This is a genomic window from Saccharothrix carnea (assembly GCF_003014735.1).
Classification (GTDB): domain Bacteria; phylum Actinomycetota; class Actinomycetes; order Mycobacteriales; family Pseudonocardiaceae; genus Actinosynnema; species Actinosynnema carneum.
Map to the genome: position 1 here is coordinate 69,366 of NZ_PYAX01000002.1, position 25,844 is coordinate 95,209.

General features: G+C 68.8%; 20 protein-coding genes and 5 pseudogenes. 16 read left to right on the forward strand and 9 right to left on the reverse strand.

Annotation, left to right across the window (positions count from 1 at the left end):
• Nucleotides 1-23: 23 nt before the first annotated feature.
• The 6 genes and pseudogenes from B0I31_RS04605 to B0I31_RS04630 all read left to right on the forward strand — a co-directional run.
• Nucleotides 24-299, forward strand: coding sequence for an acyl carrier protein (locus B0I31_RS04605; RefSeq protein WP_245949688.1), 276 nt, complete (start codon nucleotides 24-26; stop codon nucleotides 297-299).
• A 3-nt stretch (nucleotides 300-302) separates the two neighbouring features.
• Complete coding sequence (locus tag B0I31_RS04610) at nucleotides 303-599, forward strand: acyl-CoA dehydrogenase family protein (protein ID WP_106614083.1); 297 nt, start codon at nucleotides 303-305, stop codon at nucleotides 597-599.
• Nucleotides 596-1,627 (forward strand): HAD-IIIC family phosphatase, encoded by a 1,032-nt coding sequence (locus B0I31_RS04615; RefSeq protein WP_106614084.1) that lies wholly within the window; start codon nucleotides 596-598, stop codon nucleotides 1,625-1,627. Before B0I31_RS04610 ends, B0I31_RS04615 begins: the two co-directional genes overlap by 4 nt.
• A complete protein-coding gene (locus B0I31_RS04620; protein WP_106614085.1) occupies nucleotides 1,624-2,466 on the forward strand; it encodes a 3-hydroxyacyl-CoA dehydrogenase family protein in 843 nt (280 codons plus the stop codon). The genes B0I31_RS04615 and B0I31_RS04620 overlap by 4 nt, the downstream gene beginning before the upstream one ends.
• Before the next feature lie 364 nt (nucleotides 2,467-2,830).
• Complete coding sequence (locus B0I31_RS04625) at nucleotides 2,831-3,310, forward strand: nuclear transport factor 2 family protein (RefSeq protein ID WP_106614086.1); 480 nt, start codon at nucleotides 2,831-2,833, stop codon at nucleotides 3,308-3,310.
• A 115-nt stretch (nucleotides 3,311-3,425) separates the two neighbouring features.
• A pseudogene (locus B0I31_RS04630) lies at nucleotides 3,426-3,679 on the forward strand (IS481 family transposase); the annotation flags it as partial.
• Here B0I31_RS04630 and B0I31_RS43045 read toward each other — a convergent pair.
• The 5 genes and pseudogenes from B0I31_RS43045 to B0I31_RS42460 all read right to left on the reverse strand — a co-directional run.
• Nucleotides 3,677-3,793 (reverse strand): annotated as a pseudogene (locus tag B0I31_RS43045) (sugar ABC transporter permease); the annotation flags it as partial. The pseudogenes B0I31_RS04630 and B0I31_RS43045 overlap by 3 nt on opposite strands.
• A 199-nt stretch (nucleotides 3,794-3,992) precedes the next feature.
• Nucleotides 3,993-5,456 carry a GDSL-type esterase/lipase family protein gene (locus B0I31_RS04640; RefSeq protein WP_219910596.1) on the reverse strand — a complete coding sequence of 488 codons (1,464 nt, stop codon included), beginning with the start codon at nucleotides 5,454-5,456 and terminating at the stop codon, nucleotides 3,993-3,995.
• Between the two features lie 92 nt (nucleotides 5,457-5,548).
• A complete protein-coding gene (locus B0I31_RS04645) occupies nucleotides 5,549-6,868 on the reverse strand; it encodes an RICIN domain-containing protein (RefSeq protein ID WP_106614087.1) in 1,320 nt (439 codons plus the stop codon).
• Nucleotides 6,869-6,946: 78 nt separating this feature from the next.
• Nucleotides 6,947-8,197 carry a rhamnogalacturonan lyase gene (locus B0I31_RS04650; protein ID WP_281262272.1) on the reverse strand — a complete coding sequence of 417 codons (1,251 nt, stop codon included), beginning with the start codon at nucleotides 8,195-8,197 and terminating at the stop codon, nucleotides 6,947-6,949.
• An 18-nt stretch (nucleotides 8,198-8,215) separates the two neighbouring features.
• Nucleotides 8,216-8,524, reverse strand: coding sequence for a rhamnogalacturonan endolyase family protein (locus B0I31_RS42460; RefSeq protein WP_281262273.1), 309 nt, complete (start codon nucleotides 8,522-8,524; stop codon nucleotides 8,216-8,218).
• 1,173 nt (nucleotides 8,525-9,697) lie between these two features.
• On the opposite strand from B0I31_RS42460, the gene B0I31_RS04655 reads away from it, so the two are divergent.
• From B0I31_RS04655 to B0I31_RS04670, 4 genes are all read left to right on the forward strand, one after another.
• Nucleotides 9,698-10,120, forward strand: a complete 423-nt coding sequence (locus B0I31_RS04655; RefSeq protein WP_281262274.1) for a glycosyl hydrolase 53 family protein — start codon at nucleotides 9,698-9,700, stop codon at nucleotides 10,118-10,120.
• A 44-nt stretch (nucleotides 10,121-10,164) separates the two neighbouring features.
• Nucleotides 10,165-11,901 (forward strand): right-handed parallel beta-helix repeat-containing protein, encoded by a 1,737-nt coding sequence (locus B0I31_RS04660; RefSeq protein ID WP_181319990.1) that lies wholly within the window; start codon nucleotides 10,165-10,167, stop codon nucleotides 11,899-11,901.
• Between the two features lie 11 nt (nucleotides 11,902-11,912).
• Complete coding sequence (locus B0I31_RS04665; protein ID WP_106614665.1) at nucleotides 11,913-14,117, forward strand: family 43 glycosylhydrolase; 2,205 nt, start codon at nucleotides 11,913-11,915, stop codon at nucleotides 14,115-14,117.
• Between the two features lie 140 nt (nucleotides 14,118-14,257).
• Nucleotides 14,258-16,150: a glycosyl hydrolase 53 family protein gene (locus B0I31_RS04670; protein ID WP_106614089.1), complete on the forward strand. Its 1,893-nt coding sequence runs from the start codon at nucleotides 14,258-14,260 to the stop codon at nucleotides 16,148-16,150.
• 313 nt (nucleotides 16,151-16,463) lie between these two features.
• Here the strand turns inward: B0I31_RS04670 and B0I31_RS39885 are convergent, their stop codons facing one another.
• Entirely contained in the window at nucleotides 16,464-16,835 is a 372-nt protein-coding gene (locus B0I31_RS39885) for a hypothetical protein (protein WP_146173725.1), read from the reverse strand.
• A 377-nt stretch (nucleotides 16,836-17,212) separates the two neighbouring features.
• Between B0I31_RS39885 and B0I31_RS04675 the strand changes: the two genes are divergently transcribed.
• From B0I31_RS04675 to B0I31_RS04700, 5 genes and pseudogenes are all read left to right on the forward strand, one after another.
• Nucleotides 17,213-17,404 carry a hypothetical protein gene (locus B0I31_RS04675; RefSeq protein ID WP_146173726.1) on the forward strand — a complete coding sequence of 64 codons (192 nt, stop codon included), beginning with the start codon at nucleotides 17,213-17,215 and terminating at the stop codon, nucleotides 17,402-17,404.
• A gap of 309 nt (nucleotides 17,405-17,713) precedes the next feature.
• A complete protein-coding gene (locus B0I31_RS04680; RefSeq protein ID WP_106614091.1) occupies nucleotides 17,714-18,469 on the forward strand; it encodes a class I SAM-dependent methyltransferase in 756 nt (251 codons plus the stop codon).
• Nucleotides 18,470-19,001: 532 nt separating this feature from the next.
• Nucleotides 19,002-19,193, forward strand: coding sequence for a hypothetical protein (locus B0I31_RS39890; RefSeq protein ID WP_146173727.1), 192 nt, complete (start codon nucleotides 19,002-19,004; stop codon nucleotides 19,191-19,193).
• A gap of 281 nt (nucleotides 19,194-19,474) precedes the next feature.
• A pseudogene (locus B0I31_RS04690) lies at nucleotides 19,475-19,820 on the forward strand (transposase); the annotation flags it as partial.
• A gap of 247 nt (nucleotides 19,821-20,067) precedes the next feature.
• On the forward strand, nucleotides 20,068-20,592 hold the full coding sequence (locus B0I31_RS04700; protein ID WP_106614095.1) for a hypothetical protein: 525 nt from the start codon (nucleotides 20,068-20,070) through the stop codon (nucleotides 20,590-20,592).
• Nucleotides 20,593-20,755: 163 nt separating this feature from the next.
• On the opposite strand, the pseudogene B0I31_RS41510 reads toward B0I31_RS04700, so the two are convergent.
• Nucleotides 20,756-21,129 (reverse strand): annotated as a pseudogene (locus tag B0I31_RS41510) (transposase); the annotation flags it as partial.
• A gap of 84 nt (nucleotides 21,130-21,213) precedes the next feature.
• On the opposite strand from B0I31_RS41510, the pseudogene B0I31_RS04710 reads away from it, so the two are divergent.
• Nucleotides 21,214-21,894 (forward strand): annotated as a pseudogene (locus B0I31_RS04710) (DMT family transporter); the annotation flags it as partial.
• 14 nt (nucleotides 21,895-21,908) lie between these two features.
• On the opposite strand, the gene B0I31_RS04715 reads toward B0I31_RS04710, so the two are convergent.
• Nucleotides 21,909-23,258: a hypothetical protein gene (locus tag B0I31_RS04715; protein WP_106614097.1), complete on the reverse strand. Its 1,350-nt coding sequence runs from the start codon at nucleotides 23,256-23,258 to the stop codon at nucleotides 21,909-21,911.
• A gap of 1,076 nt (nucleotides 23,259-24,334) precedes the next feature.
• Nucleotides 24,335-25,216, reverse strand: coding sequence for a hypothetical protein (locus B0I31_RS04720; protein WP_106614098.1), 882 nt, complete (start codon nucleotides 25,214-25,216; stop codon nucleotides 24,335-24,337).
• Nucleotides 25,217-25,844: the final 628 nt, after the last annotated feature.

The following is a 25,844-nucleotide window of genomic DNA, read 5'->3' on the forward strand; positions in this document are numbered from 1 at the left end:
TGGACTTCACCGGAGGAGGTCATGTGGCCAGCGACTTCGGCGTGGACGACGACCTCGGCCCGATCGTCGAGCGCATACGCGCGTTCTTCGCCTCGGCACTGCCGGAAAGCCCGTTGGAACCGGACCAGGACTATTTCGCGCTCGGTCTGGTGAACTCGCTGCTCGCCCTCGAACTGGTGAGCTACGTGGAAAAGAGTTTCACCATCCGGGTGGACGTCGAGGATCTCGACCTGGACAACTTCCGGACCATGAACCGAATAGCCGCGTTCGTCGGCGGCAAACTCGCCGCGGCCCGGTGAGCGGTGGACCACGTCACTCTCGCGGAGTCGGTGCGCGCGGACGCGGCCGAGTGGGACCGGGCGGGCGGCGTGCCCACCGAGGTCGTGCGGGCGGTGGCGGAAGCCGGGTTCCCGGCCGCCGACGTGCCCACCCGGGTGGTCGCCGAGCACGCCGTGCGGCTGCACGGCGCGGCGGGGATCGCGCCGGACAGCGCGGTGGGCCGGTTCCACCGGGACGCTGCGGTCATGGGGATCGTCGAAGGCGCCGACGAGGTGGCCGAGCAGCACCTGGGCGGCAATGCGTTGCGGGGTGGGTCGTGACGGCGGTGAAGTGCCTGGTCTGGGACTTGGACGACACGTTGTGGGACGGCGTGGTGCTCGAAGGTGACCGCCCCGTGCCGCGTCCGGAGGCGGTGGCGGCGCTCAAGGCGTTGGACGAGCGGGGGATCCTGCACGCGGTGGCCAGTCGCGGCGACCACGAGGTGGCGTTGGCCCACCTGGCCGAGCACGGCCTGGACCGGATGTTCTGCGCCGTGGAGGTCGGCTGGGGTCCGAAGTCCGAGGCGGTGCGGCGGATCGCGCAAGGGCTCAACATCGGGCTGGACACCATCGCGTTCACCGACAACGACGTGGTGGAACGGGCGGAGGTCGCCGCGGCACTGCCGCAAGTGCGCTGCTACCCGGCCGAACAGGTGGGGTCACTGGCGTCGCTGTCGGAGTTCCGGACCGGGACGGTGACGGCGGAGTCGCGTCGGCGGCGCGAGTCCTACCTGACCGAGCGGGAGCGCGCGGAGGCCGAGCAGCGGTTCGACGGGTCGGCGGCGCAGTTCCTGGCCTCGCTCGACCTGGAGCTGACCGTCGTGCCCGCCACCGAGGCCGACCTGGACCGCGCGCGGGAGCTGACCGTGCGGACCCACCAGCTCAACACCACGGGGATCACCTACGACCTGGACGAACTGCGGGCGTTGTGCGCGTCGTCGGAGCACGACGTGCTCGTGGCACGGCTGCGGGACCGGTTCGGCGACTACGGCACGATCGGGCTCGCGGTCGTGGCGCACGTCGGCGGCGACGCGGTGCTGGAACTGCTGCTCATGTCGTGCCGGGTGATGTCGCGCGGTGTGGGCTCGGCGCTGCTGGGCGACATCGTGCGCGACGCCGTGGAGCGGGGACGGCGGCCGGTGGCGCGCTTCCTGCGCACGCCGGTCAACCAGGTGATGCTGGTGACGCTGCGGTTCGCCGGGTTCGAGGTGGTGGAGCGGGACGGCGACCGGATGCTGCTGGCGCGGACCTCGCCCGAGCCGCTGCCCGATCCCGCGCACGTGCGGCTGGTCGACGGGAGGCGGCGGTGAAGGTCGGTGTGGTCGGCGCCGGGGTGATGGGCACCGGTGTGGCGCAGTGCTTCGCCGCGGCCGGGCACGAGGTGGTCGTGGTCGACCCGGACCCGGCGGCACTGGCCGCCGGGCCGGACCGGGTGCGCGACGGCCTGCGGCTCCAGGTGCTGCTCGGACCGGCGCCGGCCGATCCGGCCGGAGTGCCGGACAGGGTGGGCTGGACCGCCGACCTCGACGCGCTCGCCGGGAGCGGGTTCGTCGTGGAGTGCGGCCCGGAGCGGATCGCGGTGAAGGAGGAGCTGTTCGCGGCGCTGGACCGCCTGTGCGGGCCGGACACCGTGCTGGCGTCGTGCACGTCGGCGATCCCGGTCGACGTGCTGGCGGCCGTCACCACCCGACCGGACCGCGTGCTGGCCACCCACTTCATGAACCCGGCGCCGCTGAAGGAGGCCGTCGAGGTCGTGCGCGGCCCGAAGACCTCGGACGCGGCGATGGCGCGCACGGCCGAGGTGCTGTCGTCGCTGGGCAAGAAGGCGATCGTGGTGGCGGACGCGCCGGGGTTCGTGACCAACCGGGTGCTGATGCTGGCCATCAACGAGGCGGTGAAGGTGGTGGCGGAGGGCACCGCCCCCGCGGCCACCGTGGACGAGGTCTTCGTATCCTGCTTCGGCCACCAGATGGGTCCCCTGCGCACCGCCGACCTCATCGGCCTGGACACCATCCGGGACACCCTGCTGGTGCTGCGCGAGCTGTTGGACGACCCGGTTTACACCCCGTGCCCCTTGCTGACGGAAATGGTCGAGTCCGGTCGGCTGGGCAAGAAGTCGGGCCGGGGCTTCCACGCCTGGCGGTTCTGAGCAGGTCAGGGCGTGAAGCGGCAGCCGGGCCGCACGTGTACGGCCTTCGCGAATGGCGTTGGCCTGGGCGTGGACGGTCTCCAGCGTCGAGTCCTGTCCGGCCTGGTACACCGTGGAGGTCAGCAGTCCCCACGGCTCGGCGGACTTCCGCTTGCGCAGGTTGCGATCCGCCGTCTGACTGGTGAGGTCGCGTGTTCGACTGTCGCGAGTTCTCCAGGAAGTTCACGATCCGCAGTCGCCGACCGCTCGCCTCCCTTCTCGACGAGGGTTACGCTGCCGGTCGGAGTTCGCGGCGGGGCGGGTGCCGCCGGCCGGGGTCGCCTGACCGCGATCCGGCACGGCGGGATCGGGCAGTGTGGACGGCATGAGCGACGATCACGACATCATCGCCCGGCTGGAACGGGTCGAGGCCGAGTTGGCGCTGCGCAGGCTGGTGTCCGAGTACTGCGTGGCCGCTGACCACCGCGACCTGGAGCTGTGGCGCGCGGTGTGGACGCCGGACGCGGTGTGGGCGACCGGCTCCGCACCAGAGCGCGTCTTCAGCGGCACGGACGCCATCTGCGCGGCGGTCCAGTGGCAGTGGCGGGCGTACCCGGTCATGCAGCACGGCACGGTCAACCACGTGGTCGACCTCGACGGCGCGGCGGAGGGCACCGCGACCGGCCGCAGCGACGTGATCGTGCACGTCCGACTGGCCGACGGCACGTGGGTGACCGGCGGCGGAACGTACCTCGACCAGTACCGCCGACACGACGGCCGGTGGCGGATCGCCCGGCGGACCGTGCACCGGCCGTTCGAGGTGGGCCCGCTGCCGAGCTGGGTGCCCGAGCCGCCGGCCGACTAGCTGTTGCGGGTCATGACGTTGGTGACGGCTGGTAGGGCCTGAGACGAGGGACGGGTCTTTCGGCGGCAGGATGAGAAGTGCGACCAACACATCCGCCGAGCAGAAAGACCCGTCCGTGCTCCACCGTAACGCCCCGCTGTCCGTCGAAGGCCGCCACCGCCTCGTCCAACGCTGCCGCACGCGCCCCATCGCTACGTCGCGGCCGAGGTCGTGGTCCTCATCGAGCGGCTGCGGCGGGACCGCAAGTGGTCGGGCCGCCGCATCGCCGTGGAACTCGCCGCCGAGGGCACGGTCGTGTCGGTGCGTACGGTCGGCCGGCACCTGGCCGACCTCGGCCTGAACCGCCGCAGCTTCCTCGACCCCACCGGCCAGGGCCGCGACCAGCGCGAGCAGGAGCATGACCGGGACCTGGACCACCAGGAACAGCAGCACGCGCCCGAAAGCCGACCAGAACTCGTCGTCGCCGAGGGCGGCGACGTAGTTGCGTGAGGTTCGGGTCGCTGGTGAGCGCTCGGTGTGCCGGTCCTCGCTTCGGCACCGGGCACGGCACAAGCCGGGAATCCGGCCGGGTGGACCAGTTCCACCCGGCCGGATCGTCCCGGCGACCCTGGGCGGTGATACGACGAACGCCGGTAGCCGGGGTCACGAGCCGGAAGCACGATTTCGTTCGCTGTCTGCTCGGTCAGCGCAGGTAGCCGACCAGGGGCAGGTTGCGTTCGCGGACTCCCTGGACGACCAGTTCCGCCATCTTCCCGGCGCCGTACTCGGAGAAGTGGGTGTTGTCGGTGACCCCGTCCACGGACTGGCGGAGGAAGAGCTGGGCGGAGTCGGTCGGGCCCAGTGATTCCACGAGCGCTTCGCTCTTGGCGGTCAGGTCGATCACCGGGACGTTGAGCGCGGAGCCGAGGTTGCGCATCTCGGCCGGAAGGTTGACGCCGACGCCGTTGACGTGCAGGGCGGTGGAGTTGAGCTGGTTCCCGCTGAACTGCCGTCGTACCGGTGGGGTGACGAGGACGGGCACGCCGCCTTTCTCCCGCACCTGGTTGACCATCGAGGTGAGGTTGCTCCGGAAGGCGGATGCCGACGTGGACTTGTCGTTGTGCCCGAACTGGATCAGGACCAGGTCATTGAGCTTGATCAGCGGTTTCACCGTCGGGAACAGGGCCGAGTTGTTGAGGAAGCTGCCCGAGCTCTCGCCGGAGTCGCCGTAGTTGGCGATGACGGCACCGGCGGACACGTGTGTGGGCAGGAGCTGCCCCCAACCGGTGTACGGGGCGGTGAACTGGTCGCACGTGGTGGAGTCACCGGCCAGGTACACGGCCAGCGGGGCGGTCGCGGGCTGGACGGTCAGGCCGGACAGCCTCGGCGCCGTGCCGGCGAAGGTGATGGTCAACCCCGGGGTGCCCGTGCCGCCCTGGCCGGTCGGCTGGCCCTCGGGCTGTCGCACGTTGATCGTGAAGACCTGCTTGGTGACCGTGCCGGCCGCGGTGTCGACCGCGGGCAGGATGCGCCGTCGGGCTTCCACCGACATCGAGGTGTTGCCCGCTGCGGCGCGGTCGCCGATCCACGCGGTGACCGTGTAGTTGCCGGGGGAGACGGTGAAGTGGCACTTGATCGGCGAGGTGCCGGTGCACTCCGCAGGGCGTCCGGGCGGTGAGCCGTCAGCTGCTTCCAGCTCGACGTGGTCAACGTTGGGCAGACCGCCGCCGCCGGTCGGGTTGAGCCGAACGGTGTTGCTGCCCGAGTTCAACGGCACGGCGAGAGACCTGGTCGCCCAGGTCGACCAGGTGCCGGTGGGCTCGAACGACACAGCCTGGACCATGGCGCCGTTGACGACCACGTCGGTGGGACGTGCGCTGGTGCCACCGTTGGCGAACCGGACGGTGAGCGTGGCGGTCCCCGTCGCGGAGGCGTCGACGGTGAACTGGGCTGCCGCGCCGACCGCGGCACGCCCGTCGCAGAACCCGCTGCCGGAGTAGCCGCTGTGGTTGGTCCCGATGGAGCCGTCGCAGGTGGCGGGTGCGGCTTCGGCCTCGTAGCGAGTCGCCGCGGCGGAAGCGGCCGAGGGCATGACCACACCGACACCGGCCACTGCGGAGGCCAAGCCGGTGAGGAGCAGCGCGGCGCGCTGTATGACTGAGAGCACGTTGAACTCCAATGCAGGGTCGAGTCGCCGGGAGGCGTCGCGGTGCTCGGCCGGCTCCCACCGGGTAGGGCCGGCCGAGCCCCGCAACCTGGTCAGATGCTGCGGCGGGTGAAGCGCTGGTTGGGGCTGCCGGCGTTGTAGGTGTAGAGGGCGATGCGGGCGCCGTCGGCGGTGGAGTGCTCCCACACGTCCAGGGCGAGGCCGGACTCCCGGTTGACGAGGCTGACCACGTTGCTGCCGTGGTCGACCACGCGCCACTGCTGGCCGGTGGCGGTGGAGTCGGCTTGTTGGACGACGTTCGCGCCGTTGGTGGTGCCGGTGGGCTGGAGGAACAGGCCGCTGTGGCGTGCCTTGAGCCTGACGTGGCCGTCGGCGGCGGTGACGAACTCGAACTGCTGGTGGGTGCCGCTGGTAGCGGTCCGCTGGACGAGCCCCGCGCCGGCCGCGGTGGAGGCGCCGTTGATCTCGGCGGCCTTGCCGCTGTGCTGGGCGGTCAGGGTGTAGGTGCCGGGCTCGGTGGGGGTGGCGCCGAGTTGGGCTTCCCATCGGGTGTTGGAGCCGGAGGCGTCGGCGGGGAGGCGGTCGCGTGCGGCGGTGTCGCCGTACATGGTCCAGCGGGCCCAGTCGACGACGGTGCGGGGGAAGCGCTGGTCGCTCCAGAAGCTGGTGTGGCTGCCGCCGACGAAGGTGAGGAACGCCTTGGGCCAGGTGATCTCGTTGTACGCCTGCCGGGCCGAGGAGTACCCGGTGAGGGTGTCGCGGTCGCCGTGGACGAACAGGACCTTGGCCGTGATCGCGCTGGAGGGGGTGCCCTGGTCGGTGCACGACTGGGGGTTGGCGGAGATGATGCGGGGGTCGGCCCAGCGGGTCAGCAGGCCGTGGGTGGTCATACCGCCCATGGAGTGGCCGGAGACGCCGACGCCGATGTCGGTGTTGATGTGCCCGGCGAGCGGTCCGCTGGTGTTGAGGGCGAGGGTGTTGGTGATGATCTGCGAGACGTCTTTCGGGGTTTCGCCGTTGCCGACGTCGCTCGGGTTGTGGTTGAAGTGCGGTGCGGGGACGATGAACCCGGCCGAGGCGAGGGCCCGGATGATGAACAGGGAGTTCTGCGGGCTGCTGTCGTAGCCGTGGGTGAAGTTGTAGACGGGGAAGACGCCGTTGGCGGCCGGGGCGTCGGTCACGGGGTTGCCGCCCGCGGTGCCGGTGGCGGGGTAGTAGACGTAGGTGGTGCAGGGGCGGCTGCCGCGGGTCCAGTTGTACCGGCGCACGCCGACCGCGAACGGCGTGGTCGGTGCCGTGGCCAGCGAACCGACGGGGGCGGCGAGTGCCTGCCCCGCGCCGAGCAGGCCCAGGCTCAAGCCCGCCGCTCCGGCCGCGCTCATGCTGAGAAAGGTCCGCCGTTGCATGGTCATGGATGACTCCTTAGTGCAGGGATGATCGAGGACGCGCTCCTGCCGCCCGCGACGGCGGCAGGAGCGTCGAGCGCGAGGTCACGGGGTGGCGAAGCTGGGGTGGGGCGGCTGGTTGTAGGCGGTGTTCTGCCACGCCACGGCCAGCCGGTACCGGTGGTCCTGCATCAGCGAGGGGCGGCTGATGGTGGCGGGGTCGGTGGTGGAGTAGATCCGCAGTGCCCGGTTGTCGTCGGTGCGCCAGATGACCTCCTCGCGCCAGTCGCCGAGGATGTCGGCCTGGAGCACCGGGGTGGACTTGGTGCCGTTGTTGGACGCCACGCCGGAGCCGGTGAGCAGGCGGGTGTCGCCTCCGGTGCCGTACTTGGAGATCTGGGTGCCGTCGAGCAGCTCGCGCTGGACGTCGCCGTCCCACCAGATCACGAAGTTCTGCGAGCCGGGCTTGCGCGCGGTGACCTGGTTGCCGACGTGCATGGCGTCGCCGTGACCGAGGCCGGTGCTGTACATCAGCGCGCCGTTGTCGTCGATCGCCGCCGAGCCGTAGACGATCTCGTCACGGCCGTCGGCGTCGACGTCGGCGACCGACAGGTTGTGGTTGCCCTGCCCGTAGGCGCCACCGCCGCGGCCGGAGTCGTAGGTCCACCGCCGCGTCAGCTGCCCGTTGCGGAAGTCCCACGCCACGACCACGGCACGGGTGTAGTAGCCGCGGGCCATGATGATGCTCGGCCGCGAACCGTCCACGTAGGCCGTCGCGGCCAGGAACCGGTCGGCGCGGTTGCCGTAGTCGTCGCCCCAGTCCGAGACGTTGCCGCGTGGCGGCACGTAGTTCTCGGTGTCCAGGATCGCACCGTCACTGCCGCGGAACACGGTCAGGAACTCCAGGCCGGACAGCACGTAGCCGCTGGAGTTGCGGTGGTCGGCGCCGGCGTTGCCGATCACCTGGCCGGTGCCCGAGCGGGTGGCGTCGGCGGTCTTCACCACCACTTCGGCCCGGCCGTCGCCGTCGTAGTCGAACACCTGGAACTGCGTGTAGTGCGCGCCCGAGCGGATGTTGCGGCCCAGGTCGATCCGCCACAGCCGCCGGCCGTCCAGCTTGTAGGCGTCGATGATCGTGTTGCCGGTGTAACCCGACTGGGCATTGTCCTTGGCGTTGGTGGGGTTCCACTTGAGAACGATCTCGTACTGCCCGTCGCCGTCCAGGTCACCGACGCTGCCGTCGTTGGCCTCGTAGGTGAAGCTGCCCGACAGCGTCGAACCTCCCGGCGGAACCTGCAACGGGACGTCCCTCGTGCTCGCGGTGACGCCGAGCTCGTCACCGGTGTGGGCCGACATCCGCAACGACCGCTCCGCCTAAGCGGCACCCGCCTGCTCGACACCGCTCACCACCGGACGAACCGTGTAGACGGCGCTCGCCAGTGCGCCGTGGTCCTGGAAGTTCGTCCGCGTGATCGGGCTGGACGTCACCTTCAAACCGTCGCGGTAGACGTTGAACGCCGTCCCCCGGGCGTCACCGGTCAACAGTCTCCAGTTGACGAAGTTGCCGTTCCTGGTGTGGACGCTGATGAGTCCGCGGTCCAGCCTCTCGGCCTGCGGGACGTCAGGCGCGGCTCCTGCGGCCGGGTACGCCACGGCCCCGGCCACGAGAACTGATGACGTCACGACCAGCAGCGCACGTATCAACGTTGATCTGTGCATGGCAGTTTCCCGTTCGTCGGAGTTGCATCATTGCTTCCCACGGCGGCGGCGGATCGCGAGCGGCTCAGGTCGTCACGAGAAACCTGGCGTCGTCATGAGAGCCGACGGATGTCGTTGATCAAAGCGGGCGCGTCCGCCCGGGGTGCACCCGACACGTCGAGACACTGCCGGACCGTGAGTCGACTCGGGCTTCGGCTCCTCGACCGGCCAGGGTGCCGGGGCCCAGGCGTTCGATGGCATCTGTGATGCACTCCTTGTCGAGCAGGGACCGGGGGAGCTGCGGCAGCGGACAGGGACAAGGCGCTGTGAACGTGCACAGTATCTGGACTCATCACGTATGTAAACACAGCAACTTCGTTGCTATGACGGAACAACTGGGTTAGAAAACACTGTGCACGTTCCCAATACGACGCCCATTCGGACCAGTCGCAACGTGGTGAACGGTGGCATCCGTCGAATGTTCGACAGTGCGGTGCCGCGAGTCCACCCGCGTGCGATGGATCGGTCCGGGAGGTCGAATCGGTTCCAGTCCACAGTGTCCTGGCGCCTACGGGAGCCCGCGCGCGACTCGTCCCACGGATGGTTCGCCTGTAAACGTTTACTCTTCGGTAGCTTGGCGTCGATCGGGAGAGTGGAACGTCAGCATCCAGTGACTACAGGGTATCCAGCTGAAGGGGATGTTGACAGGGGAGGGCGATCCTCTAAGCTGGGGCCGCGAAGTGCAAACGTTTTAACTTTCGACTGTCTACGGCTCTGTTCGGCGCCGCGGTCCGCTGACGCCAGTACGCCCGGTGGGTCCGGGCACACCGGAAGCCGTGATCGACCCACCGGCGTCGCGGGCGGTGCCGATGGCCGCTCGGTCAGGTTGCCGCGTGGTCCGGGCCTGGCATCCGGCGGCGCGCGGACAGATCCTGCTCGCAAGGAGGCGAAGCGTGACTCTGTTGGAGAAATCGACGCTCGGCTTGTCCGTGTCAGGCCGGGGTTTCGCCTAGCCGGTCCTCCGGTCGGCCGGCTCTACGCTGCGATTCGCTCCTTACCCGCGCTGCCGAACGTTGTTGCCGGCTGCGCCACGACGGCCTGCCCGGACCGCATGTGCTCGCGCCGGCGAAGCGAACGCCGCAAAGCACGACCCCGACAGTGCACGTTCACCGCCCTGCCGCCGCGCCCCTGTTCACACTCGATCAAAGGAGATCGAATGACCGCGTACGGCACCGGCCGCCCCACCCACCCGCGGCGTGGAAGAACATGAACTACAGCCAGATGCGCGACGCGCTGCGCGGCTACGTCGACCGCTCGTTGAACGTGATGAAGTCCGCTGGCGTCACACCCGGCTGGGTGAAGATCGGCAATGGGCAGAACAGCGGCATCTGCAGGCCGGTGGGCAGCGTCAGCAACCCGGCCCAGATGACCGGACTGCTCAACGCCGCGTACGACGTGTCCAAGCAGGTCTTCGAGCACCGCCTGGGATCCGGGCACCCGCAGGCCGACCGCCGCCATGGACGGCTTCCTCAACGTCTGACCCACGGCGAGAAGCGACGGCCGCCCGCCCGTGATCGGTGAGCGGGCCTGCATCGCCGCTTCACAAGGCACCCAAGGAGACTGCGATGCGCTTCACAACCCGATGGCGGGCCCTTCACCGGGCTGTCACCGGCTCAGCCGTCCTCGCCGCGATCGCCGCGATCGTGCCCGGCACGGCCGCAGCTGCCGGCAACACCTACTACGTCGCGCCCAACGGCAGCGACAACGCTGCGGGAACCCAGGTCGCGCCCTGGGCGTCCATCGCCCGCGCGCAGGCCGTCGCGACGGCGGGTGACACGGTCTACTTCCGGGCTGGCACTTACGCCTACACCCGGGCGAACTCTGCCTGTGCCAGTCGGACGGCCCGGGTGGACGCGATCACCCTGAGCAAGAGCGGCACGTCGGGCAACCCGATCCGCTACTGGGCCTACCCGGGCGAGAAGCCGGTCTTCGACTTCTCGGCCGTGCGGGACGACTGCCGGATCAAGGGCTTCAACGTCACCGGCAGCCACCTCCACCTCAAAGGGCTGGAAGTCACCGGCGTGCCGCAGAACAACAGTCTCAACGCCGAGTCCTGGGGGATCTGGGTCTCCGGTAGCAACAACACCTTCGAGCTGGTCGACACCCACCACCACATGGGAACCGGCCTGTTCATCAACGGTGGCGGCGGCAACCTCGTGCTCAACACGGATTCGCACGACAACTACGACCTGCGCAGCTCGGACGGGCCCGGCGAGAACGCCGACGGGTTCGGCGCGCACTACACGCCCGCGGGGCGGCCCGCGAACGTGTTCCGGGGTTCCCGTGCGTGGTGGAACGCCGATGACGGTTACGACCTCATCTCCACCTACTCGCCCGTGATCATCGAGAACTCGTGGTCCTGGCGCAACGGGTACGTGCCGGGGACGACGACACCCTCCGGCAACGGAGCGGGCTTCAAGGTCGGTGGCTTCGGCGCCGAGTACGACGCCGGCGCGGTGAAGCACACCGTCCGGTTCTCGGTTGCGCTGCTCAACAAAGCGGCGGGTTTCTACTCCAATCACCACCCGGTGGCCAACGACTACATCAACAACACCGGCTACGGGAACCACCCCAACTTCGACATGCGCGGAATCACCTCGAGCGGCGCCTCCGTCGGCCGGGGAAACCTGCGCAACAACATCGCCTACAACGGCACCGCCACGGCGAACATGACCGGCACGAGCGCCTCGCACAACTCCTGGAACCTGGGCCTGCCCCTGTCCGACGCGCAGTTCCAGAGCGTGGCGACATCCGGCTGGGACGCTCCGCGCCAGTCCGACGGCAGCCTGCCCGCCCTGCCACACCTCCGGCTTGCAGCCAACAGCACCCTGATCGACAAGGGCACCAACGTCGGCCTGCCCTACCAGGGAGCGGCACCGGACCTCGGCGCTTTCGAGCGGCTCGGCAGCGCCCCACCGCCGTCCCGCTACGAGGCGGAGGCCGCGCCGGCGGTGTGCCAGGGCACCATCGATGCCAACCAGTCCGGCTTCTCCGGCACCGGATTCTGCAACGGCAGCGCCGCGATAGGCGCCTACGCCCAGTTCACCGTGGACGCAGCGACCGCCGGCACGGCAACGCTCGGCATCCGCTTCGCCAACGGCAGCAGCGGCGGCACCGCCCGACCGGCGAACCTCGTCGTCAACGGGTCGACGGTGGCCACGGTCTCGTTCGAGTCCACCGGCAGCTGGACGGCTTGGACCACCAAGACCGTCACCGCCTCCCTGACCGCCGGCGGCAACACCGTCCGGCTGGACCCGACCACGGCGGACGGCCTGCCCAACATCGATCACCTCACCCTGTGAAAGGCACCGAGATGACCAGAACACCTCCTACGCCCGTAAAACGGCGCGTCCTGGCCGCCGCCGTACTGCTGTTCGCGTCGGTGCTGACACCGCAGTCGGTGACGGCCGCGGCGCAGCCCGTCACCGAAGCCGCCCCGGTCACTGCGGTCCACCCGGCCGCCCAGGACGCTCCGGGCATCGAGGACGCGGCGGACGATCCCCACGGCCTCAAGAAGACGGTCGCCGACTACCGGACGCGCATCCCGACCAAGTACACCACCGACTCGTGGAAGCCCTTCGCCAAGGCGCTGACCACGGCGGACGACGTCGCCAAGAACCCCTCGGCGAACGCAACGGAAGCCGCCGCGGCGAAGACGGCCCTGGTCACCGCAGCCGGCGACCTGGAGGCCGCGGATGAGGGCACGTTCCAGACCATCACCAACAACACCTTCTGGAACGACACCGGCGGCAACCCCATCTACTCGCAAGGCGGCGGGGTCTTCAAGTTCGGCGACACGTACTACTGGTACGGCGTGCACTACCGCGGCGCGGAGAGCTACCGGGCCAACCCGACGCGCAAGTACGACGGCGAAGTCTCGTTCGTGTCGATCCCGGTGTACTCGTCCAGGGACCTTGTGAACTGGAAGTTCGAGAACCGGGTCGCTACCCGCTCGACCGCGATCCACAACGGCAACACCATGGCTTCGACCGGGTGGGTCGGACGGCTCGGGGTCGCGTACAACGAGAACACCGGCAAGTACGTCCTCGCCACCCAGGCCTACGTCGGAGGCGCGCACGGGGTGCTGCTCCTCCAGGGCAACACCCCCACCAGCAACTTCACCTACGGCTACTTCCAGGGCCAGGTCGTCAACTCGCCGACGACCGGCACCGGCGACCAGACCGTCTTCACCGACGAGGACGGCAAGGACTACCTGATCTTCTCCAACCGCGAAGGACGTTCCCGCGGCTTCGTCAGCAAGTTCCGCGAGTCCGACTCGCTGCGGATCGAGCCGGGCGTGCAGATCCGCAGCGGCTCCGGCCGCGAGGGCAACGCCATGTTCAAACTCGACGGCAGGTACTACCACGCCGCCTCGGACCTGCACGGCTGGAACACCTCGGTCAACTACGTCAACGAGTCGACCAGCAGCAACATCCAGGGCACCTACAGCAGCGAGTACGTCCTCGCCGGCACCGAGATGGATTACAGCCACGTGACCCAGACCGGGTTCTTCGTCACCGTGAAGGGCACCAAGCAGAACACGGTGATCTACGCGGGCGACCGCTGGGCCGACTTCGCCTGGAACGGCATCGGCTACAACCAGTGGGTACCGATCACCAAGACCGGCGCACGGCCCCAGTTCCACTCGGTCAGCCAGTGGCAGTTCAACGTCACCACCGGCGAGTGGCGGGTCGGCCCGGACAACAACTACATCCTCAACCCCGACATCCAGGCCGACCGCATCATCGTCTCCAGCGTACGGGGATGGCGGAACCTCGGCGGTTCGGTGACCAACGTCAACGGTGGTGTGAACGGGTCTCGCTTCGCCCTCCAGGTGAGCAACAGCGGCGGCGTTGAGCAGCGGATCGAATCGGTGCCCGCAGGCACCTACACCCTGTCCTCGCACGCTCGGGGCAGTGCCGGACAGGTCGTGATCACCGGTGCCAACGGCAGCCAACGCACCCTCAGCCTCCCGTCATCGAGCGGCTGGGCCAAGCGCGAGCTCACCGGCATCACGCTACCCAGCGGAGCCGCCACCGTCACCGTGCGGGCGTCAGGTTCGGGCGGCGTCATCGTCGACCAACTCTCGCTCGTCAGGACCGAAGGAGGCACACCGACAGGGCAGCGCTACGAAGCGGAGACGGCACCGGCCGTGTGCCAGGGCACGATCGACTCCAACCAGGCCGGCTTCACCGGCACCGGATTCTGCAACGGCACCGCGGCAGTCGGGGCGTATGCCCAGTTCACCGTCGACGCGGCGCAGGCAGGCCCGGCGGCGCTGGCGGTCCGATTCGCCAACGGCAGCAGCAGCGGCGCCGCGCGACCCGCGAACCTCGTCGTCAACGGGTCCACGATCGGCACGGTCTCGTTCGAGGCCACCGGCGCGTGGACGACCTGGTCCACCAAGTCCTTCACCGCCCCGCTGAACGCGGGCAGCAACACCATCCGCCTCGAACCCACCGCGACCGAGGGTCTGCCCAACGTCGACCACCTCGACGTCGGAGTCGTGACCGGCTGACCATCCACCGAGCAGGGCGCGGGCATCCGGGGCGACCGGGTGCCCGCGTCGGGGCGTGCACCGGGTCGACCGCTTCCCGTTGGATCTCCCGCCCGGGCGGGCGGAAGAAATCACGTTGTGAACACCGTCAGGAGAAGGACATGAGCAACATACGCCTGATCCGCGTCTTCGCGGGTCTGACGACGCTGGCCACTCTGGTGTCCGCGGGCCTGGCCGCGGGGACCGCGCCGGCCGGCGCGATCTTCGGCACCGCGAACATCAAGCCGATCGAGAGCAACATCGCCACCAAGCCGTGGTCCTCGGCGACGGCGGGCAGCGGCTCGTCGACCGCCCGACTGGCCATCGACGGCGACCCGGCGACAGCATGGCAGCCCGATGGTCCCGGGCAGTGGCTCACCGTCGACCTCGGCGGCACCTACGACAACCTGCGCAAGGTCAAGGTCGTGTTCCCCGAGCGCGGCGCGGTCCACCGGTACGTCGTAGAGGCCTCCACCGACGGAAACCTGTGGAAGTCGATCGCCGACAGGTCCGGCAACCAGGCCGCTTCCCGGGGTGAGGTGCACCTGTTCACCCGACCGGCGACGCGCTTCATCCGACTGACGTTCACCGGTGCGCGCGCCGGTGTCAGCGAGCTCCAGGTCTTCAACTACCTGCGCGACGACCTCGTCCTCGGTGCTGACCTGTCCTGGGTGGACGACCACCAGTCCCGGCAGTACTGGGTCAACCCGCTGTCCTCCAACAAGGGTGCCGGACCGCACCAGCTGGACGTGGTCAAGGACCGTGGCATGCAGTACGCGCGGCTACGGGTGTTCAACGAACCGCGTGACGAGAGCACCGGTCGACTGACGGCGCTGCCGCGCCAGGGTCCGCAGCGCACGTTGACCTCCGCGCAGTGGATCAAGCAGCGGAACATGGGCCTGGGCATCGACTACCACTACGCGGACTCATGGGCGGACCCGAGCAAGCAACCGAAGCCGCGCGCCTGGGCAGGGCTGGAGTTCCCTGCCCTGAACCGGGCGCTGTACGACTTCACCGCCAACCACCTGCGCCAGCTGATCCGGCAGGGCACCACACCCGACAAGGTCGCCATCGGGAACGAGATCATCAACGGCTTCCTGTACGGCAGCGAGGCCGCCCTCATCGGCACGACGGACCCGAAGTACTTCGTCGACCAGGCCTCCCTCTACCAGTCCAAGCCCGGCGGTGGCCTGCTGTGGCAGTACTGGGGCTCGACCGTACCGGCCGAGCAGCAGCTCTACGACCAGGCGTGGGACCGGTTCACGACCCTGGCCGCATCGGGCATCAAGGCCGTCCGCGACGCCTCGCCGACCTCGAAGGTCGAGATCCACGTGATCGTCAACAAGGACCGGCTCGCCAAGACCATGGAGTTCTGGCACCAGTACCTCACCCGGGTGAACGCCAAGGGCCAGAACCCCGACGTGCTGGCCATCTCCTACTACCCGGAGTGGCACGGCACGCCCGAGGCGCTGGACCACAACCTGCACACCATGGCCACCGCCTACCCCGACTACGAGATCGAGGTCGCCGAAACCGCCTACCCCGCCTCGGGTGGCGACGGCTCACCGATGCCCAACTCGCCTTTCCCCCGGACGATCCAAGGACAGGCGGACGCCATCCAGCGGGTCTTCCAGGCCGCCAACGACGTGGTCGACAACCAGGGCACCGGCGTGCTGGTCTGGGAACCGGCCGGCTATCAGACGATGTTCCGGGCGGTGCCCGGAATGGCGAATACGTGGGAACCGCACGCCTCCGTCAACGTCTTCAACGCCAGCCGCGCCAAGCACGTCCTCCAGGACACCGTCTACACCACCACCGCGGTGCGCACCGCCCCGAAACTTCCCTCCACCATCCACCTGCTCACCACCGCCACCAAGACGATCACCGCCATCCCCGTTCGCTGGCGGCAACTGCCGCCCGGCGCGACCGACAGGCCGGGCGAGGTGACAGTCACCGGTGTGACCGACGTAGGACCGGTCAAGGCGATCATCGACGTCGTGGCCGGACGGAGCTGACACGACGATCGACCTGACCAGGACGACGAGCGGAGGGCTGGGCACGCGCATGCGTGTTCAGCCCCCTGTCATCGATCATCGCCATACGTCGTGGTGGAGGAACTGTAGGAAAGAGTCCGGCGCACACGTTCCACGTTGCCGGCCCCGGCGTTGCGGCGGCCGGTCGTGCTCGGCCCAGGCGGCCAGCAGGCCGGTACCGCGGTGGAATCCGTGGGCATAGTGCGACCGGATGCGGCCGCTATCGCCGGGTGTTGAGATCGGTGGTTGTGATCGGGATGCAGCCCCGACCGTCGTATCCGCCGATGAACCTGGATCAGCGCACGGCTACCGCCTCGTCGACGCCGGAGCACACCCCAACCGCATGGATTCGTCGAGTGAGAGCATCGCTCGCCTGGAGTTTTAGTCGATCGAGTAGTTCCTCTGCGGTTGGGAAGGTTGACCGCGACCAAGTTCTTGGGCGCTGTTCTGGCGTGATCCAGGAGGCTAAAAAGATGCCGTGGTTGCGTCCGACAGGTATGAGGTACCGGTTGATGAGGTGGTCGGACATTGCGGTGAGCAGTTCGTTGTTGTCGACTCTCTTCGCTTGGATGGCGATGAATGCCTGATCTGCCATTTGGGAGCGTGCTTGTGACGGCGAGGTCAATCCGAGTGCCGATACCGCCTCGGTCTTTGTTTCGGACAGCATGTACTCCGCGGTTAACTACGATCCGTAAGGTCGACAGTTCGTTGCACCCACGTCCGTGCCGGTAGTGCGCGCCGACAGGCAGGCGATGAAATAGGAAGAATGAAACTGTCGAGGGACATGCCCGGCGCATGCGAAGGTCACGTTTGGCGGTACCGGCAGTAGGGCCGCCTGTCTCGTGCGGTGCGCAGTGTCTGCGAGACGTTGACGACCTCGTAACATCGGTCCATGGATGTGGTCGCACGGGTCGAGCGGGCTCTCCTGGAACGTCGCCTGGAGCCCGCGGAGTTCGAACGTGCCGCGTGCGCCCTCCTGCAGTCGGTCTACCCGGGTCTGTGTTCCTGACCCTCCACCCTGATGTGCATCCGCCGTCGGTCCTGATGGTGATTTTGACCCTCCTCCTCGCACCCCGGGTCAACCGGATCGTCAGCTTCCTCTACCTGATCACCATCCTCGTGTCGTGCATCGGCGAGACGTGGGTCTACTACCTCCTCGTCGAGGTGGTGCTCCTCGTCATCGCCCGCGCCGCCTGGAGGTGGCCGTCGCCGACGGTTGCGCCCTCGCTGTCATGACCGACTGGACCTGCAAGCTGGAGCCGCGGTCGGTGCAGGACATCGGGAGCGGGTCGGAGAATCTCCACGGCGGGTGTCTGCAGACCTTGCCGCCAGGGGGGCACCGAGGTCGAACGGGTTGTCCGGCCGCCGGAAAATGCGTTCACGATCCGGTCGGGCGGCTGTTAGCGTCGGGGCGAATCGCTGACCGTGGAGGAAGCCATGGCTGCCCGGAGCCTCACGCCGGGCCACCGCACCGAGGCCGATTGACGGCCCGGGTCGCCCGGTGACATCGCCTGTGAACGCCGATGCACCGCGAGGAGCTTACCCATGTCCGCTATACCTCCGTCCACCTGGTACGTGGACTTCTTCACCGAACTTCCCAACGAGTTCTGGCGGCGTGCCGTGCCGCCGGAGGTCACCGTCGAAGAGATTGACTTCGTCGAGCAACGCCTCGGTCTCGCGCCCCGCTCGCTGATCCTGGATGTTCCGTGCGGCAGCGGGCGGCACAGCGTGGAGCTGGCCCGGCGCGGGCACCGCGTGACCGGTGTCGACTTGTCCGCCGAAGCGATCGGGCATGCCCGGCGCGCCGCCGCCGGTCTCGACGTCGAATTCGTCCGCGCCGACATGCGGGAGATCCCGTGGGGCAAGGGGTTCGACGCCGTGCTCTGCCTCGGCAACAGCTTCGGCTATCTCGAGCTCGAGGGCCTGAGGGAGTTCGCCGCCGCGCTGGGCGGCGCCGTCCGGCCCGGCGGCGGCCTGGTCGTCGACTTCGGCTCGGCCGCCGAGTCGGTCCTGCCCGGCTACCGGGCCGAGCCGCGGGCCATGCGGACCGGCGACATCACCGTCCTCGCGACCAGCGAATACGACGTCGCCGGGAGCCGGGTGTTCAGCCGCTACCGGTTCACCCGCGGCGAGGAGCAGCTCGACGTGACCGCGATCCACCACGTGTACACGGTGGCGCAGATCGTCGACCTGCTGTCCGGCCACGGGTTCACCGACGTCGAGCTGTTCGGCGGCCCGGGCGGCGAACCCTACGGGATCGGCAGCGGGCGGCTCCTGCTCGTTGCGCGCCGAAAGTCCTGAGTGGACACTCCGGCCGGAGCCGCTGCGCTCCGGCCGGAGTCGGACACCCGCTCAGGCCGTCCACCACGAGTCGACGTCCAGCACGCTGTGCGCGGTCCGATCGAGCACCCCGTCGCGGAGCCTGCCGAGGAACGGGATCGCCGCCGTCCGCACCGAGAAGAACACCTATCTGTTTCAGTCGAGGGACAGGCGCAGCGCGTCGCAGCACGGCGAGCGGCGCGTCGTCCGCCCAACCCGGATAGCCGGTGACGGTGGCGAGAGCCCTGGCCTTGTCCGCGTTCGACTGGCCGATCGAGGCCAGGCGGCGATCTGTCGTGGACGGCGTGCCGATCGCCGACGCCGTGCGGTGCGCAGTCTCCGCGAGCTCCCGAGCCCACTGCCTCCTCGCCGGCACGCCGTGTGCGTGAGTGGCCAGTGTCGTCAGCACGACCGCCAGCGTCGCGTCGTTCGGAAGGCCGTCACCCTCGTCCCAGTCAAGCGCAACCCGGCCGACCGGTGGGTCGTGTCCCGGCAGCGTGCCCACACCCCGCTGGTGAGCGAACAAGACTTTGTCGCCGTGCAGCGGCTGCGCACCCGACGTGCCACCGGTTCCGGCGAGGTTCGTGAGTATCTGTTCGCAGGGGTGTTGCGCTGTGGGATCTGCGGGCAGTTGACCGCGTTCACCTGGGACAACGAAAACCACACGGGGTCGTTTTCCGTGATGGAAAACGACCCCGTGTGGTAACAATGTGTCCGAACTTGTTGAACCCCCGCACGTGGGCTTCAGCCCATCTCGGACACCGCCACGGTGCCGCATAAGTCAAGCATAGCAACAACTTCCGGCGACTGTCCAAGTGGGCCGGAGCCCACGTTTCAAAGCCTTCCGACCGCAGCGCAATGCCTTCCGGGGCGGTCCAAAGTGGTGTCACAGCGGAGTGGTCATAAGTGATCAGTGTAGAATGAGTTTTCACAGGCAGATGATCGAGCAGGCCAGGCTGACCATTGCTTCGTTCACATCGGCTCGGCGCGATCGGGGTGACCGTGGATGGGCGCGAGGACGTGCTCGGATTGTGGATGGGCGCCGGCGGCGAGGGGGCCGAGTTCTCCGACGGGCGTGCTGGTCGATCTGAAGAACCGCGGCGTCGGGGACGTGTTCTTCCTGGTCTGCGACGGTCAAGGGCCTACCGGAGGTGGTGCCAACGTGTGGCAGCGGACCGTGGTCCAGACCTGCATCGTGCATCTGATCCGCAGCACCTTCGCCGCTGGTGGCCCGTCAGGACGGGGACGCAGGTGGATGATGCGCTGGAAGCTTGTGCTGAACGCCTTCTCCATCACGTTCGGTGACCGCTGGCCGAACGCCGAGAACTACTGATCAACAACGCCGGACACACCGTGCGTGCCGATCGAGAGCGACGTCGACTGCGAAGGCGGCTCCTGCGACGGTCCGGCGTACGTGCGCGGGCCGGTCACCGTCATCGGCCCGGACGCGTACCGGCTCGACGGCGACAACAACGCCATCGCCTGCGAGCAGGTCGCCCTGAACAGCGGTGTCCGAGGGGCGCGGAATCGGATACGACACAGGTGGGAGTCGGGGAACCATCGATGAAAGGCTGGGTGTCATGTCACGGAGGTTCGGTGCGTTCCTGGTGCTGGTTTTGACCATGGCGGGCGGCTTGTTCGCCACGACCGGCGCCGCTCATGCCGTCACCGTGGACCAGGTCTGCGTCGGCACGTGGGCGGTCACCTACGACCCGCCCATCACCAACACCCCGCGGGTCGTGACCGGCAACCTCACGGGGTTTTTCCCCACCTGCACGAACCTCGGCGCGCCCAGCGGGTCGTACGCCCAGACGTTCACGGACACGGTGTCGTGCGCGACGCTCCTCAGCGCGGGGGCGGCGTCGCGCACCTACACGTGGAGCAACCCGTTGGCCGCGCCGACGACGTTCGCCTACAACTGGACGGTCAGCGACATCGGCGGCCAAGCGGTGATCACCAACACGGGCCTGATCACCAGCGGCACGTTCGCCCCCGCGAGCGCGGAACAGGTGGCCGTGCTCGTGACGCCGGACGTCCTGCAGTGCGCCGGCACCGGGATCTCCAGCCTCACCGGCCCGACCACGCTGACCATCTTCCGCCCCTAGCCTCGGCGGTCACCGGTCGGGCGGGAGGGTGGCGATGTAGTCGGTGACCGGCCCGGTGATGAGCCGGTGGTCGGTGCCGGCCGCGGCCGAGGCGGTCGAGCCGAGGTCGTTGTGGTTCCGGAAGCGGACTCGGCCGTCGTTGGGGCGTTGCGGTCCTCGACGACCTGTCGACCGGGCGCGGCCCCGTGTGCTCGCCCCTTTGAGGGCACGCAGGTGGGTGGAGTCGACCAGCGCTGCGGACAGGTCCAGCAGACCGGCCGCGCGCAGCTCGGCGAGCAGCTGTTCGTGCAGCTGCTGCCAGACACCTGCCTCGTGCCGCTCGGTCAACCGCCGCCAGCACGTCGCGCCCGAGGCGCCGAACAGGGCGGTGGGCAGCCGGTTCCAGCCGATGCCGGTACGCACCGCGTACAGGATGCCCTCGAACGCCGCCCGGTCATCGGCACGCCTGCGACCGGGATGACGGAAACGCCTCGAACGCACCGGGATCAACGGTTCCAGCCGAGCCCACAGCTGGTCGGTCAAGACCTCCTCGCGCACGCCGTGATCTTCGAAGATCCAGAGCCACAGGCAAAGCCGACACGCCAGCTCATTCTGAACTGATCACTAAGAGCGGCGTGGCCGGGGATCGTCGGATCCGGGGTCTTCTGGTTCGCGCTGTACATGGTCGCGCTGAACTGGGGCGAACGGCACGCGGACGCCGGGACGGCCGCGCTGATCGTCGGGATCGGCCCGATCCTGGTCGCGTTCCTGGCGGGTTGGCTGCTCCGCGAGGGCTTCCCGGCCAGGCTGCTGGCCGGCCTCGCGATCGCCTTCGCGGGCGTCGCGGCGGTCGGCCTCCTCGACTCCGGCGGCGGCTCGACCACCTGGGGCGCACTGCGCTGCCTGGTCGCGGCGGCGGGGTACGCGGTCGGCGTCGTGGCGCAGAAACCCGCTCTGGGGCACGCGTCCGCGTTGCAGGCCATCACGTTCGGCTGCGTGGTCGGGGCGATCGTGTGCCTGCCGTTCGGCGGCCGACTCCTCGGCGACCTGCCCGACGCCCGGCGACCGCCACGACCGCAGTGGTGTACCTGGCTTGCTGCCGACCGCGCTCGCCTTCTACACGTGGGCCTACCCGCTGTCGCACATGACCACCGGCAAGCTGGGCGCCACGACCTACCTGGTGCCGGCGATCGTCGTGCTGCCGTGTGGGCGCTGATGGACGAGATCCCAGGCGTCGTGGCGTTGGCGGGCGGGGCGCTGTGCCTGATGGGCGTCGCCGTCTCACAGGGCAGACCCCAGCCCGCCGTCACCGCGTCGAGGTGACCCTGCCTCAGTCGTCAGGGACGGTCGTCGAACAGCTGGGTCCAGCGGCCGTCGAACCCACCGTTGGCGGCGAGGTGCCACTGGGCGGGGAGCCAGGTGCCCGCTTCACGCCGGTCCGCGGTGTCGACGACGCCGGTGTGGACGAAGAAGTCGTGTTGACGCCAGTACGCGTTGTGCGAGGCGAGGTCGCCGCTGACCGCACCCCGGCTGCGGCCGTAGCTGTCGAGCCCGACCCCTTCGTACCCGCCGAAGTCGTCGGAACTCGCGCTGTCGTCCGCGTTCGCCTCAGCCGAGTACGCGCCGTACAGCCAACTCTTGGACGGGATGCCCTCGCGGCCATCGGTGAGGTCGCCCGCGCCGATGTCGAGCGAGGCGGTGTAGAAGCGCTGCAGCCCCGCGAGCACCTCCGCCTGTCCCGCCTCCGAGGTCACCGGGGACTCCAGCAGCACATCGCTGGTCTTGGTGTCCCGCCAGTGCAGCTGCCAGTTCTGCCAGTGCGTCGGCAGGACGTCGGCCAGGTCCTGCAGTTCGTAGGTGACGCGCTTGACCGACCGCCAGGACGTCGAGTCGCCGTTGTCGAGCCTGCTGGCCAGCACCGGGGCCGAAGCGGACGTCACGGCCTGCGCACCCCACGTGGAAACCGCGCCCGCCGACGCTTCCGGGACGAACGCGTAGTGGATGTTCTTCTTGCTGTCGTTGTTGATGTCGACCTCGGCCTTGCCGGTCCCGTTCATGCTCGCCGCGACGGTGCTCCACGGCGTGGTGGCGAACCGCAGCTCGTGACCGCGAGTGGTCGTGGGCAGTGCTCCGCTGCCGTCCGCTTGCCACAACATCAGGTGCTTGCCCGTGGGCGTCGTCATGAACTGCACGGCGCTGTCGGTGGAGCGGCGCATGATGTGCTCGTGGTGAGTGGTCACCGTGGCGTAGGCGACGCTCTCGCCGGTGCCGGGGTTCCCCGTGACGCCGCGGAGCACGATCTCGACGCGTTCCCAGTCGTGGATCTGGTCGAAGTCCTTGTCCGCGGCGTTGTAGACGTGGTAGAGCAGAACAAGGTTCTTGGTCCCGTTCTCGGCGTATTCCAGCAACGCGCTGTAGAGCGTCGGCCGGATGCGCCAGTGGGTGTTCGCGCCCTGCACGTACTGGTTGACGTTGCGCCAGTTCACCCGATTGTCGGAGAACCGCCCGTTGCGGTCGAAGTCGTAGTTGGACAACCAGTCCGTGCCCTCCTGGCTGTTGTTCTCGTCACCGCGCTTGTAGATCAGCGGCGCGTAGTGGTACAGGTACGCCTGCCGCTGAGCGGTGGTCAGGTTCCACGACACCGCCCCGGCACTCCCAGCTCCGGACCAGGTCACAGCTGTGGTCATCAGTACAGCGGCAAGCAGCCAGCGAACGGTCCTCAGCACTTCACAGCCCTTCGTCGACGGTCGCGTCCAGCGATGCGCTCCGACCGCCTCGGGCCGGCACAGTGGGCCAGAGTGCCACTCACCTCCAACCACCCCACCACCGATTCACCGTCCCGGACCAGCGCCGTCAGCGGATGGGAGCAACGAGCCCTACGGATCCCCGCAACTGGTCCTGCTCAGCGGCCCCCGTCACCGGTCACGCCCAGGTCACCGTTGCTCGGCACGGTCGCGGGTGGGGCACACCCTCCCGACCCGCGATCCTTACCAGCTCCCGCTAACCACCCACCACGATGAACAAGTAGCCGCTGAACCCTCTCGCTTCTTCCGCCGCCGCCACCTCGGCCACCAGGTCCCGCTCGAGCCCGACCAACTCCCCCGATGACAGCGGCAACTACCGGGATCCGTTGGACGCGGTTCGACGCCGTTGAACACGTCCGACGGCTCCCAGAGTGCCCGTTTGCGCGGCTTCAGGGTTGCGCTAGTGCTGCGTCACGAACGCTGGTGCCGGGTTCACCGACACTGAACGGCCACCCGAACAATGTCTACCTACCGGAAGCGGCAGTGTTGGGACCGTTGGGCAAGTGGCTGGACGGGCTGTTCGCTCCGGAGAATCGGGACCGGACCGTTGCCGCGTTGGTCGAGTCTCAGCGGAAGGTGACTGCGGCATCGGCTGCGCACGATGCCGCGAGGAAGCGGTTGGAGGTTGCCGAGGCGAGTTTGAAGCGGCTCCAAGCGGCCATCGCTGCTGGTGTCGAGCCTGCGGTGCTGGTCGAGGCGATCAACGAAGCTCAAGCTCAGCGCAGTGCGGCACGGGCCGAACTGGACGGGGCGAGTCCGGTGTGGTGCCCGAGGCCAGGCGGTGACGGTGTCGGGCACCATGAAGGGCCGGTTGTAGGTCCGGGTCTGCTCGGCGTCGGTGTCGGTGTCGGTGCAGCCACACCCGCAGCGGGTGCCCCACCACGCGAGCCGATGTCGACGACGTCGACATGTTCGTTCCACACCGTTTTCGGCCGCGCGGGCCCGCGCCCGGGCAGCGCTCAGGATTCCAGGCGCTCCGCGGTGTCGGAGAGCAGGGCGAGGAGCCAGCGCCAGGTTTCCGGGTCGGTGGTGGACAGCGGCTTGGGGGAGAAGAAGTACAGGCGGTTCTTGACGATTTCGATGTTGACCGGGCGTTCGGCGTACCGGGCCAGGAGGTCGGGGGAGAAGAGGGTGCGGTCCAGCAGGGCCTGGATCTCCCCGGCCCTGCCGAACGGCCCGGAGACCGTGAAAGCTTCGGTGCCGGGGCCGCGCAGGTCGGGGTTCCCGAGGGTGGCTCCGCCGGACATGTGCCGAACGCCCGTGCCTTTCGCCCGCGAGGTCAGCAGCAGGTGGGGAAGGTGGGCGTCGAGAGGGGTGGTTGCGTAGCCCAAGTGGTACGTTTCCGCGCCGTGGTAGCCGGCCGTGTAGTGGTACTGGCCTATTTCCATCGGACGTGGCCCTTCGATGTTGACGACGTCAACGGCGCAGCGGTTGTTGCCGATGTCGAAGACCCCGGCGGGCTGCTCGGGGTCCCTGACCTTCATCCGGTAGCCCATGCCGTTGCGGGCGGCGAACTGCATGATGCGGTAGTGGTCGATCCGCACCCGCCCGCTACCTTTGCGGCCCTGAACGACGACCAGGACGATCAGCCCGAGACCGATCACCAGCGGCAGCAGCCCGAGGAGCCGGACGCCCACGCCGCCGTCCGGATGGGCGCCGGTGAGGTACATGTTGAGCGGAATGCTCAGGAAACCGGAGAAGGCGGCGACGAGCACGGCGAACACGAGTGCGCCGCACGCCATGTCGCGGCCCGGGGGGTCGCCGTTCGCTTTCGCGTGCGCCAATGCCGCAGCCGGGTCGACCGGGGCGGCGAGCGGGGAATAGTCCAGGTCGTCGGGCACGGCTCACGCTACCCCGTCGAGCGGGCGGAACCTTCCCGGTTGGAAGTTTTGGGCGCGGCTGAGGCTGTACCTGCCGAGAAGCCCATCCACGCAGGTAGAGGGCTTGCAAGGCCAAAGACCTCGAAGCGCTCACAGCACGGCATGATGACCGGCTGTGCTGCTCCGACTGGCCTACCTCGGTGTGACCAACGCGTTCGCGCTACTGCGCCTGCTGCCCATGACCAGTCGGACAAGGACGTGGAGATCCTGGCGCTACGCCACCAGCTCACGATCCTGGAACGCCAACTGGGTAACGCCCGTCCGCGGTTCTCCCGCGGCGACCGGGCGTTCCTCGCGGCGCCGCTGCACCGGCTTCCGGTCGCCACACTTCATCGGCTCCGACTGCTGGTGCGCCCGGAGACGGTGCTGCGGTGGCACCGGGCGCACCTCGCGCGCCGCCACGCTGCCAGTTCCCGCCCCAGGCGGCCCGGTCGACCACGGACCGTCCGCTCGATCCGCCTCCTCGCACTTCGCCTGGCACGGGAGAACCCCACCTGGGGCTAACGCCGCATTCACGGCGAGCTCCTCGTACTCGGCATCAAGAGCGCCGCATCCACGGTGTGGCAGATCCTCAAGGACGCCGGAATCG

What these genes read in the sequence shown, in the direction of transcription:
- B0I31_RS04625 (WP_106614086.1), top strand. Translation starts at nt 2,831, where the DNA reads ATGAGCGACGATCACGACATCATCGCCCGGCTGGAACGGGTCGAGGCC.
- B0I31_RS04650 (WP_281262272.1), bottom strand. Translation starts at nt 8,197, where the DNA reads ATGTCGGCCCACACCGGTGACGAGCTCGGCGTCACCGCGAGCACGAGG.
- B0I31_RS04680 (WP_106614091.1), top strand. Translation starts at nt 17,714, where the DNA reads ATGTCCGCTATACCTCCGTCCACCTGGTACGTGGACTTCTTCACCGAA.
- B0I31_RS04645 (WP_106614087.1), bottom strand. Translation starts at nt 6,868, where the DNA reads ATGACCATGCAACGGCGGACCTTTCTCAGCATGAGCGCGGCCGGAGCG.
- B0I31_RS04660 (WP_181319990.1), top strand. Translation starts at nt 10,165, where the DNA reads ATGCGCTTCACAACCCGATGGCGGGCCCTTCACCGGGCTGTCACCGGC.
- B0I31_RS04665 (WP_106614665.1), top strand. Translation starts at nt 11,913, where the DNA reads ATGACCAGAACACCTCCTACGCCCGTAAAACGGCGCGTCCTGGCCGCC.
- B0I31_RS04675 (WP_146173726.1), top strand. Translation starts at nt 17,213, where the DNA reads ATGGTGATTTTGACCCTCCTCCTCGCACCCCGGGTCAACCGGATCGTC.
- B0I31_RS04715 (WP_106614097.1), bottom strand. Translation starts at nt 23,258, where the DNA reads ATGACCACAGCTGTGACCTGGTCCGGAGCTGGGAGTGCCGGGGCGGTG.
- B0I31_RS39885 (WP_146173725.1), bottom strand. Translation starts at nt 16,835, where the DNA reads ATGCTGTCCGAAACAAAGACCGAGGCGGTATCGGCACTCGGATTGACC.
- B0I31_RS04700 (WP_106614095.1), top strand. Translation starts at nt 20,068, where the DNA reads ATGTCACGGAGGTTCGGTGCGTTCCTGGTGCTGGTTTTGACCATGGCG.
- B0I31_RS04670 (WP_106614089.1), top strand. Translation starts at nt 14,258, where the DNA reads ATGAGCAACATACGCCTGATCCGCGTCTTCGCGGGTCTGACGACGCTG.